The 13701-nt window shown below is 51.8% G+C and carries 12 protein-coding genes and 2 pseudogenes; 13 read left to right on the plus strand and 1 reads right to left on the minus strand.

What is annotated here, in order from left to right; translation table 11 throughout:
* Positions 1–174: 174 nt before the first annotated feature.
* The 13 genes and pseudogenes from relB to BBA90_RS19405 all read left to right on the plus strand — a co-directional run bounded on the left by relB (position 175) and on the right by BBA90_RS19405 (position 13024).
* Entirely contained in the window at positions 175–399 is a 225-nt protein-coding gene (gene relB / locus BBA90_RS04030) for a type II toxin-antitoxin system RelB family antitoxin (protein WP_065648026.1), read from the plus strand.
* 328 nt (positions 400–727) lie between these two features.
* Complete coding sequence (locus BBA90_RS19515; RefSeq protein WP_065648027.1) at positions 728–1027, plus strand: hypothetical protein; 300 nt, start codon at positions 728–730, stop codon at positions 1025–1027.
* Between the two features lie 416 nt (positions 1028–1443).
* Positions 1444–2652 (plus strand): aldose 1-epimerase family protein, encoded by a 1209-nt coding sequence (locus BBA90_RS04040; RefSeq protein ID WP_065648028.1) that lies wholly within the window; start codon positions 1444–1446, stop codon positions 2650–2652.
* Positions 2653–2900: 248 nt separating this feature from the next.
* Positions 2901–4421, plus strand: coding sequence for a carbohydrate porin (locus BBA90_RS04045; RefSeq protein WP_065648029.1), 1521 nt, complete (start codon positions 2901–2903; stop codon positions 4419–4421).
* Between the two features lie 61 nt (positions 4422–4482).
* Entirely contained in the window at positions 4483–5853 is a 1371-nt protein-coding gene (locus tag BBA90_RS04050) for a sucrose-specific PTS transporter subunit IIBC (RefSeq protein ID WP_065648030.1), read from the plus strand.
* Positions 5853–7262: a sucrose-6-phosphate hydrolase gene (locus BBA90_RS04055; protein WP_065648031.1), complete on the plus strand. Its 1410-nt coding sequence runs from the start codon at positions 5853–5855 to the stop codon at positions 7260–7262. Before BBA90_RS04050 ends, BBA90_RS04055 begins: the two co-directional genes overlap by 1 nt.
* A gap of 29 nt (positions 7263–7291) precedes the next feature.
* Positions 7292–8299: a substrate-binding domain-containing protein gene (locus BBA90_RS04060; protein WP_065648032.1), complete on the plus strand. Its 1008-nt coding sequence runs from the start codon at positions 7292–7294 to the stop codon at positions 8297–8299.
* 21 nt (positions 8300–8320) lie between these two features.
* Positions 8321–8520 (plus strand): annotated as a pseudogene (locus BBA90_RS18680) (type II toxin-antitoxin system RelE family toxin); the annotation flags it as partial.
* Between the two features lie 364 nt (positions 8521–8884).
* Positions 8885–9238, plus strand: a complete 354-nt coding sequence (locus BBA90_RS04070) for a POTRA domain-containing protein (protein WP_065648034.1) — start codon at positions 8885–8887, stop codon at positions 9236–9238.
* A 42-nt stretch (positions 9239–9280) separates the two neighbouring features.
* Positions 9281–10449 (plus strand): annotated as a pseudogene (locus BBA90_RS04080) (IS3 family transposase).
* A gap of 236 nt (positions 10450–10685) precedes the next feature.
* Positions 10686–10907: a type II toxin-antitoxin system Phd/YefM family antitoxin gene (locus BBA90_RS04085; protein WP_065648037.1), complete on the plus strand. Its 222-nt coding sequence runs from the start codon at positions 10686–10688 to the stop codon at positions 10905–10907.
* The gene (locus tag BBA90_RS04090; protein WP_065648038.1) at positions 10904–11296 is read left to right on the plus strand and encodes a type II toxin-antitoxin system death-on-curing family toxin; all 393 of its coding nucleotides are present in this window, start codon (positions 10904–10906) and stop codon (positions 11294–11296) included. The genes BBA90_RS04085 and BBA90_RS04090 overlap by 4 nt, the downstream gene beginning before the upstream one ends.
* A 1401-nt stretch (positions 11297–12697) precedes the next feature.
* Positions 12698–13024 carry a hypothetical protein gene (locus BBA90_RS19405; RefSeq protein WP_065648040.1) on the plus strand — a complete coding sequence of 109 codons (327 nt, stop codon included), beginning with the start codon at positions 12698–12700 and terminating at the stop codon, positions 13022–13024.
* Positions 13025–13414: 390 nt separating this feature from the next.
* On the opposite strand, the gene BBA90_RS19520 is transcribed toward BBA90_RS19405, so the two are convergent.
* Positions 13415–13701 (minus strand): IS1 family transposase (locus BBA90_RS19520; RefSeq protein ID WP_240484882.1); only part of this gene is annotated, 287 nt, incomplete at its 5' end.

The following is a 13701-nucleotide window of genomic DNA, read 5'->3' on the forward strand; positions in this document are numbered from 1 at the left end:
TGCCGGGAGCAGCAGGCCGGCCGGTAAGCAGGATGTAAGATTACAGCGAGGAAAAGCATAGCAGGGACATGTCATGTTTAATGCTGTTGTTTCAACCAGTGATTGGTTTTTTTTCATCCTGACAGGGTTATGATTTTTGCTATCCATGTACAGCACTTAAATTCAGGGGCCGTTATGCTTGCTATCCGTTTATCTGATGATATTGAGTCCCGTCTGGACTCGCTGGCGAAAAAAACCGGTAGAACAAAGACGTTCTATGCACGCGAAGCTATCCTTACGCATCTTGAAGATCTTGAGGATTATTACTTAGCAGCGGAAACAGTTGAGCGCATCAGGCGTGGAGAGGAATCCATGCATTCGTCCGAAGACGTGAGGAAGTCACTTGGTCTGGACGATTAATTACTCTGACCGTGCACTGAAAGTGTTGCGTAAAATGGATAAGCAAAATGCGCGACGGATAGTGGATTTTATGAACATACGCATTGCTGCTTCGGTAGATCCGCGCCAGTCAGTGAAGCCGCTAAAAGGTGATTTAGGTGAGTTTACACCCGTCGCATTAGCTCCATAAATACCCGCCTTCATATTTTCATAGCTAACAGTTCATGGGTAAGCATACCCGCCCTGAATCCGCGATTTTCAGGTCCGTTTTTCAGCTTAATAATTTAGCAGGGAAACTATCCAGGGTATGATGCGCGCTGGTTAACCTTACTGCTCAAAAGGAATTGGCGTGGAAATCATCGGTGACAATACTCTGGTCACAAGTCTCAGAGGCACATACAAAACCGTTCAGTGTCGCGGCGAACAGCGGAAGCACTGGCTTGAGCTTCAGTTCGTGGATGAGAACAACAGCCCGGTTACCGGGCTGAACGTTAGGCTGGAGTACCATCCGCTTGCCTCTTCGGTGTTCCTCGCTCTGCAGGATATGCTGGGCATTTCGCTGATGGAAACCCGGAAACTGCCGGGCGGGGAGCATGCCCTGGCCCGCTTTAATTTCGTTGCTGAGAAAGAAGTTAAAATTCCTCAGTAAAGACGTGGTTGTCGTGGTGGTTGCAACGCTGCTTACCGGATGTGATAACCGGCCTGACAGGATGCTGACGGAGTTGTTGCTAAAACTATTTCGTTCCATCAGACTTCAAACCCTCTTAAACGACACCATTCCGCAACCCGGCTGTTTTCGCAACTGAGCATCAGGCAGCACGCGTTTATTTATCCTACCCCTTTAAAGCTGAAACGATTAAACCAAACACCACCATTTCAGCTTGATTTCTCTCTCTGTGCGTCTAAAAACGCCGTCTTAACCTCTCAAAATGTGATCTAACCCAAATTTACAGAGATTACTGACGGTATAACCGACCGAAGTGAAGCACCTCACGGTTTCATTTTCCTCATGTTTGTACGCTTAGCTGACATTAGCTAAATCAATTCAGCAAAGGATGCATCATTATGAAATTAGCATTATTGGCCGGTGTGGTCATGGCGGGGATCAGCGTTCAGGCAGCAGCACAGACATGGGTGCTGACGGATGCTGAAGCAAGTACAGAGAAGGGAAACTGGCACATCGACAGCAAAACGCTGAAGCTGGGCGGCCAGCCGTTCAGCATCGAACAAAAAGTGCTGCATGGCGGCAAACAGGAAGGTTCGAAAGTCATTACGATTACCAGTCCGGAGGGCCTGACCATCGCGCTCAGCCCGACGCGCGGGATGGATTTACTGTACGTCAGGGGACACGGCGTGCGTCTGGGCTGGGATTCGCCGGTAGATGAAGTGGTCAACCCGGCCTATATCAATCTGGAGAGCCGCAACGGTCTCGGCTGGCTTGATGGCTTTAATGAAATGATGGTGCGCTGCGGCTATGAGTGGACCGGGCATCCGGTCACTAAAGATGGCCGCATCTATACGCTGCACGGTAAAGCGGGCAACACACCCGCTTCGCAGGTTGAAGTCACCGTGGATGATAAAGCCCCGCATGAAATCCGCATTCGCGGCCTGCTGAAAGAGCATACGTTCAAAAAATCGAACCTCGCCACCTGGACAGAGCTCCGTTACGTGCCGGGTACAGATGCCTTCACACTGCATGATGTGTTAACCAACCACGGCGATTATCCGCAGGATTATCAGATCATCTATCACAGCAATTTCGGCACGCCGATTCTGGAGAAAGATGCCCGCTTTATCGCACCGCTGAAATCTGTCTCGCCTTTTAACGATTACGCGCAGAAAGGGCTGAATAGCTGGAACGTCTATGATGCGCCTGCCAGAGATTTTGATGAGATGGTATTTAACCTGGTGCCGAAAGCGGACAGCAACGGAAAAACGCTGGCGGCGGTGGTTAACAGCAAAGGCGATAAAGGGGCATCAATCGAGTTTGATACCCGCCAGCTGCCGGTGCTGACCATGTGGAAAAACACCGACACGCTTAAACAGGGCTACGTTACCGGTATTGAACCCGGTACCAGCTATGCCTATCCGGTCACCATTGAAAAAGAGCAGGGCAGGGTTAAGCAGCTACAGCCGGGCCAGAGCACCACGTTTGAGCTGACTTACACGCTGCTGAAAGATGCTGACGCCGTCAGCAAAACGGAACAGCGTATCGGGCAGATTCAGGGCGATGAAAAAGTCACCGTAGATCAGGCGCCGATTGCTAAAGAGTAACCGCATGGAGCAGAGCCTGGCTCTGCTCTTTTTTCCCTCTTTCTCCTGCTTCTCTCTCCCCCATGTATTACCCACCTGAGACGTCCCTTTGCGTTTTCCTGCACTATTTTGCGATGTACTTCACATCACTTAAAACGGTTTAGCAAAATCAGTTGCGCACAGTAACAAAGTTCATCAGGATTCAGCTACTAAATCGGTTTAGCAAAAAACAATATCTGATAATAGCTACCTCTCAGGGACGCCATACCATGAAAAAAAGCATCCTCGCCCTTACCCTCAGCGCCTTATTAAGTTCAGGAACAGCGTGGTCCGCCACCGATATGAGCAGTATTGAAGCGCGTCTTGCAGCAATGGAAAAACGTCTCGCGGCGGCAGAACAGCGTGCTGACCTTGCAGAAACCCGCGCAAAAGCAGCAGAAAAACAGGCACAAATGCTGGCCACCGCCCAGCAGAAAAATCAGACGGCGATTGCCCGGGTTGAACAGCGTACGGCAAAAGCCGCACCCGCGACGACAGGCAGCGAGGATAGCGGATTTGAGTTTCATGGTTATGCCCGCTCCGGCCTGCTGATGAACAGTTCAGCGGCCAAAACGCAGGGTGGTCCGACCGTTACGCCGGCTGGCGAGACCGGAGGACATGTGGGCCGGCTGGGCAACGAGCCTGACACCTATGTTGAACTGAATCTGGAGCACAAAGAGACGCTGGCAAACGGGGCCACCACCCGCTTTAAAGCGATGCTGGCGGACGGGCAGCGTACTTACAATGACTGGACAGCGGCCAGCAGCGATCTCAACCTGCGTCAGGCATTTGTTGAGCTGGGGCAGCTGCCCACTTTCTCCGGCGCTTTCAAAGACTCTACCGTCTGGGCGGGTAAACGCTTCGATCGCGACAACTTTGATATTCACTGGATCGACTCCGACGTCGTGTTTCTTGCGGGTACCGGTGCCGGGATCTACGACATGAAGTGGGGCGAAACCACACGCAGTAACCTGTCACTTTACGGACGTACCTTTGGTGATATCGAAAATAATGAAAACACCGCGCAGAACTACATTCTTTCACTGAATAACTTCACCGGACCGCTGCAGCTGATGCTCAGCGGCATGCGCGCTAAAGATAATGACCAGCGCACCGATATCGAAGGAAATCGCGTGAAAAGCGACGCGGCTAACACCGGCGTGCACGTATTAGCGGGCATCCATAACGATACTTTCTACGGCCTGCGCGAAGGCTCGGCTAAAACGGCCCTGCTCTACGGCCACGGTCTGGGCGCGGAAGTGAAAACGCTGGGATCTGACGGTGCGCTGCTGCCGGAAGCCGATACCTGGCGCCTCGCAAGCTACGGCATTACGCCGCTGGGCGGCGGCTGGCATATTGCGCCAGCACTGCTGGCACAGAGCAGCAAAGATCGCTACGTCAAAGGCGACAGCTATGAATGGGCGACCGCGAACCTGCGCCTGATTCAGGAATTCACGCAGAACTTTGAGATGCAGTATGAAGGCTCATATCAGTACATGGATCTGCGGCCTGAAGGCTACAACAGCCGCAATGCCGTGAGTGGCAATTTTTACAAGCTCACCGTAGCGCCGACGCTGAAAGCCAGCGACGTCGGCGACTTCCTCAAGCGCCCTGAAATCCGTCTGTTTGCCAGCTGGATGGACTGGGATCACCGTCTGGATAACTATGCGGGCGATGACGCCTTTGGCAGCAGCGGCTTTAAATCTGGCGGCGAGTGGAACTTTGGCGTGCAGATGGAAACCTGGTTCTGATTCTCCGGCCCCTGCGGGGGCCACATTCTGGCAGGCATAACAACGAAAAACAGAGGTTACTATGGATGTTGTACAGATCTCCCGCGCGCTGCTGCCGCTGCTGGGAGGCCGGGAAAATATTGCCAGCGCGGCGCACTGCGCTACCCGTCTGCGTCTGGTACTGGTGGATGATGCCAAAGCAGATACCGCCGCGATCGGTAAACTCGATGGCGTAAAAGGGTGCTTCCGCAATGCCGGACAGCTGCAGGTCATTTTTGGCACCGGCGTGGTGAATAAGGTGTATGCTGCCTTTATCCGCGAAGCCGGCATCAGCGAAACCAGTAAGTCAGAAGCAGCAGATATCGCTGCACGTAAACTCAATCCTTTTCAGCGTATTGCGCGTCTGCTGTCGAATATTTTTGTTCCGATTATTCCGGCCATTGTCGCCTCAGGTCTGCTGATGGGGCTGCTCGGCATGGTGAAAACCTACGGCTGGGTTAATCCGGAAAATGCACTCTATATCATGCTGGATATGTGCAGCTCAGCGGCATTCATCATTCTGCCAATCCTGATCGGATTCACTGCCGCACGTGAGTTTGGCGGCAATCCGTTTCTCGGGGCGACGCTGGGCGGGATCCTAACGCATCCGGCGCTGACCAACGCCTGGGGCGTGGCGGCTGGTTTCCATACCATGAACTTCTTTGGTATCGAAGTCGCGATGATTGGCTATCAGGGCACGGTGTTCCCGGTACTGCTGGCGGTATGGTTCATGAGCGTACTGGAGAAACAGCTACGCCGGGTGATCCCCGACGCGCTGGATCTGATCCTGACGCCATTCCTGACGGTGATTATCTCCGGTTTTGTAGCGCTGCTGATTATCGGTCCGGCCGGGCGCGCGCTGGGTGACGGGATCTCCTTTGTCCTGAGCACGCTGATCGCCCACGCCGGCTGGCTGGCGGGATTACTGTTTGGTGGTCTCTACTCTGTCATTGTGATCACCGGCGTACACCACAGCTTTCACGCTATTGAAGCGGGGCTGCTGGGCAACCCGTCTATCGGCGTGAATTTCCTGCTGCCGATCTGGGCGATGGCTAACGTCGCACAGGGCGGGGCGTGCCTGGCGGTATGGTTAAAATCAAAAGATATTAAGATTAAAGCTATCGCGCTTCCCTCCGGCTTCTCGGCGCTGCTGGGGATTACCGAAGCAGCCATTTTTGGTATCAACCTGCGCTTTATGAAACCTTTCGTAGCGGGGCTGATTGGCGGTGCGCTGGGAGGTGCATGGGTTGTCTCGGTGCATGTTTATATGACGGCTGTAGGCCTGACCGGTATTCCGGGCATGGCGATTGTGCAGGCCAGCTCGCTGCTCAATTACGCCATTGGTATGGTGATCGCTTTCAGCGCAGCCTTTGTTATCTCTTACCTGCTTAAATACAAAACGGACGCAGAATAATGGCCTCATTAAACCTGTTCCCCGCTATCCTGCAGGCGGTCATGCGCGGTCAGCCGCGCGCGCTAAACGATGCGCACTATCCCGGCTGGCATCTTGCGCCTGTAACGGGTTTGCTGAACGACCCTAACGGCTTTATCCACATTAACGGACGCTATCACCTCTTCTACCAATGGAACCCGCTGAGCTGCCAGCATCAGCATAAATGCTGGGGGCACTGGAGTTCAGCGGACCTGCTGCAGTGGCAGCATGAGCCGATCGCGCTGATGCCGGATGAAGAGTATGACCGCAGCGGCTGCTACTCCGGCAGCGCCGTGGACAATCACGGTGCGCTCACGCTGGTTTACACCGGTAATGTGAAGTTTGACGATGGCAGCCGTACCGCGTGGCAGTGCCTGGCGGTACAGAATGAAGCAGGAGGTTTCGATAAGCTGGGACCCGTTATTGCGCTGCCTGAAGGGTATACCGGACACGTCCGCGATCCAAAAGTGTGGCGGCATGGTGAGAGCTGGTACATGGTGCTGGGGGCACAGGACAATGCGCTGCAGGGCAAAGTTCTGCTGCTGCGCTCTGACGATATGCACACGTGGCACAGGCTCGGGGAGATTGCCGGCAGCGGCCTTAACGGGCTGGGTGCGGCAGGATATATGTGGGAGTGCCCCGATCTCTTCACGCTGGGCGACAGTACGTTTCTTATCTGCTGTCCGCAGGGGATCACGCCTGAAGAACAGCGTTTTCTCAATGCGCATCCCAGTGCATGGCTGGCAGGCGATCTGGACTATGACACCGCCCGCTTTACGCACGGCGACTTTCATGAGCTGGATGCCGGCTTTGAGTTCTACGCACCGCAGACCACACTGACCGCCGATGGCCGTCGCCTGCTGGTAGCATGGATGGGGGTGCCGGACGGTGAAGAGAGATATCAGCCTACTATCGCCCGCGGCTGGATCCACCAGATGACCTGTATCCGCGAGCTGGGAACGCGTGACGGCAAACTCTACCAGCGGCCGGTAGCTGAGCTGCAGGCGCTGCGCGGTGAGGAGCACGCTTTTCAGGGTCTGGCTGCAGATGCCCCCTTTATTGCCGCGCGACGGCTTGAGCTGGAGCTGACCGGTACGGGCGGTATCACGCTTGATTTTGCCAACACGCTGCTGCTGGAGTGGCATAGCAGCGGACTGCGTCTTGCGCGTCGCAGCCTGTCGAACGGGGAGTGGCACTATCGCTACTGGCAGGGAGCAGTGACGCAGCTGCAGATTTTATGCGACCACTCCAGCGTAGAGATTTTTATCAACGAAGGCGAGGGCGTGATGAGCAGCCGCTATTTTCCGGCAGCGGAGGCGCAACTCAGGCTGATCGGGGACACAGAAGTTACCGCGCGCTACTGGCCGCTGCGACGCTGCGTGGTACAATAAGTTATTGTTTCCCTGACTGATGCCATGACGTGAGAAAAACCAAACGCGTAACCATTACCGATATCGCCGCGCTGGCTGGCGTCTCGAAAGCGACCGCCAGCCTGGTGCTGAACGGCCGGGGTAAAGAGCTGCGCGTCGCCAAAGAGACGCGCGAGCGCGTGCTCTCCCTGGCCCGTGAGCATCATTATCAAGCCAGTATTCATGCGCGTCTGTTGCGCGATAATCGCAGCCATACGCTGGGTCTGGTGGTGCCGGAGATCACCAATCACGGTTTTGCCGTATTCTCAGACGCACTGGAAAACCTTTGCCGCGAAGCGGGACTACAGCTGCTGATCTCCTGTACGGATGAAAATGCCGGCCAGGAGCGGGTTGTCGTGGATAACCTGGTCGCCCGCCAGGTGGACGGGCTGATTGTCGCCTCCAGCATGTCCGGCGACAGCGACTATGTAAAACTCAGCGAACAGCTGCCGGTCGTACTGTTTGACCGCTATATGAATGATACGCAGCTGCCGCTGGTGATCACGGATGCGGTTACGCCTACTGCCGAATTAGTGGCGCAACTGGCGCGCGCTAATCCGGAAGAGATCTATTTCCTTGGCGGTCAGGCACGCCTCTCTCCGACGCGCGATCGCCTTGCCGGCTTTCTGCAGGGGCTGGAGCTGGCGGGCGTCACGCCCCGACCGGAGTGGATTATTCATGGTAACTATCACCCCAGCAGCGGTTATGAGATGTTTGCCGCGCTCTGCGCCCGACTCGGTCGTCCGCCACAGGCGATCTTCACCGCCGCCTGCGGCTTGATGGAAGGGGTGCTGCGTTACATGAGCCAGCATCATCTGCTCAACAGCAACATCCGCATCGCCAGTTTTGATGACCACTATCTCTATGATTCACTGTCGGTAGCGATTGATACCGTCGAACAGGATGTACCGCGACTGGCGCAGGAGTGCTTTGCGTTGCTGAGCGCGCTGATTGCTGGCGATGAGCCTGCCAGTAACCGCAGAGTGCTGCCGGCCACACTCCGGCTGCGTCACGCATAGCGGCGCTTGTGATCGGAGCAGAGGCAACAGTTTGCGAAAAAGCTGAAGAAGTGTTGCGATAACCCCCATATCGCATCTGCCAGACTGCGCGGGATAAAATCAAACTGCAAACGTCGGGGTTCCGGCTGGTTTATCAGGTGATCGACGATCAGCTGATCATCGCAGTCGGAAAGCGCGAACGCAGCGATGTGTATCATCCTGCCAGTGAGAGAATGCGATAGCATTAGATTTGCAATGGTAATTACGCATTCCACCTTGCACCGGGAAAAATAAGCTATATCTGCTCTCTTTAAGCGGGCTCCTGATACGGTTTTATTAACCAATCAGAGCGGGTTTACGTTTAATCACAGTGCAAACGCTAATGAGAAAAAGACGATATATCTGGAAAATACTCCCGATTGCATCAGCACTCGCAAATATCTCTCTTTATATTTGAGTTAGGCCAGCCCGGAACGATGCTTTAAGTAATATTACGATTGCATTCTCGTTTTATAGCGCCATCAGGAACTTTCTGATTGTTAAGGTGATATTCTGTGCAGGCAAACTGACAGGAAACAGACAATCACTTTAACTTAAGTCTTTATAATGGCACATACAGGGATGGTACTGGCGCTGAGCGTCAGCTTATTAACTGCTTCAGCAGCAGCGGCACCGTTGAATCCGGGCGACCGTGATTATATCCAGAATCAGCAGCAGCAACGTTTACAGCAGGATCAGCATCAGCGCGATGCGCTGTGGAACGCGGTGTCGCCTCTGGCCGCCCCAGCCGGGGAGTCAGGCACATCCGGTCCGTGCTTCCCTGTTCATCATATCGTTATCCGTAACGCGTCTTTATTATCGCAGAGCCAGCAGCAGAATATCACCGCCCCCTATATCCATCGCTGCCTGAACTTAACCAATATTAATTCTTGTAGTGGTTTACTGAATTTGGCCACCTGAACAGAGGTGATATGCTCACCTCAGAACATTACAGGTGCCTCAATGAAAAAAAGAAATTTCAGCGCAGAGTTTAAACGCGAATCCGCTCAACTGGTCCTTGATCAGAACTACACCGTTGCAGCTGCGGCCAGTGCTATGGATGTGGGTCTTTCTACCATGACGCGATGGGTAAAGCAGTTGCGGGATGAACGACAGGGCAAAATACCTAAAGTTTCCCCTGTAACCCCGGAACAGATTGAAATACGTGAGCTGAAGAAAAAGCTACAACGCATTGAAATGGAAAACGACATATTAAAAAAGGCTACCGCGCTCTTGATGTCAGACTCCCTGAACAGTTCTCGTTAATCGGGAAACTCAGAGCGCAGTATCCTGTGGTCACACTTTGCCACGTGTTCGGGGTTCATCGCAGCAGCTACAAATACTGGGAAAAAAGCCCCGAAAAGCCAGACGGCAGGCGAGCTGTGTTACGCAGTCAGGTTCTGGAGCTGCATAACATCAGCCATGGTTCTGCTGGCGCAAGAAGTATCGCGATTATGGCAACCCTGAGAGGCTTCAAAATGGGACGCTGGCTTGCCGGAAGGCTCATGAAAGAACTGGGTCTGGTGAGTTGTCAGCAGCCTACCCACCGATATAAACGTGGTGGTCCTGAACACATCGTTATCCCGAATCGCCTTGAGCGACAGTTCGCAGTGACAGAACCGAATCAGGTGTGGTGCGGCGATGTGACGTATATCTGGACAGGCAAGCGTTGGGCTTACCTTGCTGTTGTTCTCGATCTGTTCGCAAGGAAACCGGTAGGTTGGGCAATGTCATTCTCACCGGACAGCAAACTGACCATCAAAGCGCTGGAAATGGCGTGGGAAGCTCGCGGTAAACCAGCCGGAGTGATGTTCCACAGTGACCAGGGTAGCTACTATACAAGCAGGCAGTTCCGGCAACTACTGTGGCGTTGCCGGATCAGGCAAAGTATGAGCCGACGTGGAAACTGTTGGGACAACAGCCCGATGGAACGCTTCTTCCGGAGTCTGAAAAACGAGTGGGTGCCAGTGACAGGTTATATAAACTTTAGCGAAGCTGCTCATGCGATCACAGACTATATCGTCGGGTATTACAGCTCGCTAAGGCCGCATGATTAAAACGGTGGGTTGCCCTCAAACGAATCGGAAAAGCGATACTGGAAAAACTCTAAATCGGTGGCCAGTTTTAGTTGACCACTACATTTCATGGTGGAGGAAGGCGCAGCCACCAAATGTGTTCGCAATATGTACAGATTGAGCCTGTTTACCATGAATAGACGAACATTTGCCTGCTAACTTAGTGGGCTACCATGAATAGACTAACGTTACCATGAAACCAGCAATATTTTGCTGATAACATTTGCGAGTGCGTACGCAAATGCGTACCATAATTTGCGTACACAAATGAGTACCATATTTAAGAGGTCATCATGAATACAGTTAACAGCAGGGCAGCACGCGATACTTGGGCTGCTACGCTCGATGCGGCACTGGTTGAGCCAATCGAAGTTACCCGCAATGGTGGCAAAGAAAGCGTTGTAATGCTATCTAAGAGCGAGTTTGAGTCGTTAAAGCGCATCCAGCTTGAAAAGGATATGGACTACATTCTGGATCGCCATGCCAATACGTTTAAGGCTTTAGCCGACCGATGAAGCTGGAATTAGAATACCGTTCTGTCACAGCAGACGAACTGATCATGCTTCATGCCAGGCTGGAAAGCACTGCGCCGGGATTACCTGGTATAGCAGACCGCAGTAAAGCTAAAGCAGTGATAGACCGTGTTACCACACTCTACCTATATGGCGAACTGCCTGACGTATGGCACATTGCAGCAGCGCATCTTGAAGCCGTAGCGCGTGGCCATGTGTTCGCTGACTATAATAAGCGAACCGCATTTTTCGCAATGATGCTTTTCCTGCGCCGTAACGGTATAGATTTGAACCCGGAAGGTAATGCTCTGGAAGAGTTGACCGTCAGCGCAGCTACGGGAGAAGCTGATAGGGCGATGATTGCAGCAGAATTACAAAGACTAGCTATGTGATGAGACCCCAAATCTAAAAATATTGTGAATGTGCTTAAACAGCAATTTATTTACTTTTAGAATGAATTGGCGTTCAAAACATACCTGTACGATGCCTTATCGAAGCCACGAAAACGAAGTAGACCTAGCTTAATTGTATGGCTGAAGTGCAGTCAGTAAGGGCAAACCGATTTCTGCGTTTATTTCTGAAGAAGATCGGGAGTTCCCACGTGAAGCTGGCAAAGGCAAATGCAGTCTCAAGATACGCAAACTGCGTCAGCGAATCAAAGGTGCAATAAAAGCAGGCGACTACCGATTATGTTGGCCATATGCCTGCCAGCGCCCATAAGGACAATCTTACGTGTGATCAGAGCGCCGTCCTGTACTTTATCAAAACCCGTGTTGAAGCAACCGGCCAGACAGTTCATCTTAATCTGCAGGATTAAACGTTTGCCACCGTTCTCTGGATTGGAAAGTCTGGCGCGATACGCTGCTGCAGGAAATGATTGAGAAGGGCACGCTCATAGTGAAAATACCTGTCCTTATCGCTTAATCATACAAGTCTGCTTTACGCCCGCCACGTGAGGGCAATTTGTACATCTTTATGCCGTGCAGGTGCATTACCGGCAGCACGCGCCGCGCTGAGGCAAGTATGCGCTTGTCAGTTGTTCAGAAACAGACTTTGCTCATTCTGTATCAGTTTTCCCTTAATCGGCGCCAGAAGGTGCCGCAGCGAACGATCCTGCACATAATTTATGAGCGATCAGACGATATCTATCCCAATAGCTTCCGTGCGTCCTGTATTCGCCTAAACGGTCTCAGGCTGATGGTGCAGGAAAGTGGTGATTCCAACCGGAAGTGGCTCAACCTGACTGGGGGCAGCATAAAAGCCCGGGCTCTGTCTGACACGCTGATAGCAGATGTATCGAAAAAGCTGCCCAATAGTCCGGACTGAGTTTCTGTTCCTACCGTGTGCGGTATGCGGCCTAAAACATCTGTTAATTTTTTTCCAAAAAACTGAAGTACCAGATAACTTTAATTCATTTTATTTGAACACGTTAATTTCTTACTGTGATTTATCAAAATTTTTAAATGAGTGCCATGGTACTGAAATACTTTTTTGATCATATGGTCTGAACTACCCATAAAATTATTAAAAGCGAAGAGTCCATATAAATCATATGCTTGAAGTTTTTTTAATCTAGAAAATTAACTTCAATAAGTTAATTGCAGGCCAAAAATTAAATTTGTCCTAAAAAAAGTAGTTGATAAGGATCGCGTTATTTGTGTTAATCCGCTTATAAGAATATTCCATAACTGTTTTTGTCACCGGCACTTTTGTGACACATGAAATCCCATCAGGTGAAATTAATAATAATCAATATCATTTAACATCAGATGATAAACAGCAAAGGATTTACCATGTATACGGCTTTAAAATATTACGTAAGCGATAACAATCCTGAAGGCCTACTGCTTCACCGTGCTGACTGCGCACACCTGCCCGATCAGGCGGCCCGTGTCTTTATCGGAAGCTGCTACTCGCTGAATCAGGCCAGAACAGTGGCAGCAGCCAATTTTAAAGGGGTAAAGCCCTGCCCGCACTGCGTGGCAAAGCCCGAAGTTAAAGCAAAGCCTGCTACAAAGGTAAGGCGTGCAGTCAATATCGCAGCTAAAATTTCAAAAGAAAATAAGCCGGTCGTGGAATTCAAAAGCTGCGTTCGCCCGGTCAGGCATATGGCTGTTTGATACAACATAAGCTATACCTGAATGATGCAGGAGTATTTGTGCTGACCCAGGTATGTGAGTGTATGTCCGATAATAAAAAATAAAATGAAAATACCGATTGGCCGCGTAAAGGATCACGCGGCTTTTTTGTTAGCTCACTGCAACACGCCATGAAACCAGCAACCTGCTGAATCATAAAACTGGTGTCCGCCCTTACGCGGCATATTCTGCGAACCTAACAGGCTTCACTGCTCAATGTGAAAGTGCTGGTTTCATAGCGACAGATGCAGGTTGCTGCTTTCATAATATTTTTTTAAAGTCGTCAGCTTAAATGCTGATGTATTCCGGCTAAAAGTGTAGTCTTTGCCCTCACTGCAATATTTAGAAGCGTAGCCTGGTAATGCTCCCAACTTACTGATAGTGTTTTATGTTCAGATAATGCCCGATGACCTTGTCATGCAGCTCCACCGATTTTGAGAACGACAGTGACTTCCGTCCCAGCCTTGCCAGATGTTGCCTCAGATTCAGGTTATGTTGCTCAATGCGCTGAGTGTAACGCCTGCTGATAACGTGCAGCTTTCCCTTCAGGCGTGATTCGTACAGCGGCCAGCCATCCGTCATCCATACCACGACCTCAAAGGCCGACAGCAGGCTCAGAAGACGCTCCAGTGTGGCCAGAGTGCGTTCACCGAAGACGT

Source organism: Pantoea eucrina (assembly GCF_001691555.1).
Classification (GTDB): domain Bacteria; phylum Pseudomonadota; class Gammaproteobacteria; order Enterobacterales; family Enterobacteriaceae; genus Pantoea; species Pantoea borealis.

Excerpts from the sequence above, each read along its gene's own strand:
- BBA90_RS04085 (WP_065648037.1), top strand. The coding sequence starts at position 10,686 with ATGAATACAGTTAACAGCAGGGCAGCACGCGATACTTGGGCTGCTACG.
- BBA90_RS04045 (WP_065648029.1), top strand. The coding sequence starts at position 2,901 with ATGAAAAAAAGCATCCTCGCCCTTACCCTCAGCGCCTTATTAAGTTCA.
- BBA90_RS04070 (WP_065648034.1), top strand. The coding sequence starts at position 8,885 with ATGGCACATACAGGGATGGTACTGGCGCTGAGCGTCAGCTTATTAACT.
- BBA90_RS04090 (WP_065648038.1), top strand. The coding sequence starts at position 10,904 with ATGAAGCTGGAATTAGAATACCGTTCTGTCACAGCAGACGAACTGATC.
- BBA90_RS19405 (WP_065648040.1), top strand. The coding sequence starts at position 12,698 with ATGTATACGGCTTTAAAATATTACGTAAGCGATAACAATCCTGAAGGC.
- BBA90_RS04040 (WP_065648028.1), top strand. The coding sequence starts at position 1,444 with ATGAAATTAGCATTATTGGCCGGTGTGGTCATGGCGGGGATCAGCGTT.
- relB (WP_065648026.1), top strand. The coding sequence starts at position 175 with ATGCTTGCTATCCGTTTATCTGATGATATTGAGTCCCGTCTGGACTCG.
- BBA90_RS04055 (WP_065648031.1), top strand. The coding sequence starts at position 5,853 with ATGGCCTCATTAAACCTGTTCCCCGCTATCCTGCAGGCGGTCATGCGC.
- BBA90_RS04050 (WP_065648030.1), top strand. The coding sequence starts at position 4,483 with ATGGATGTTGTACAGATCTCCCGCGCGCTGCTGCCGCTGCTGGGAGGC.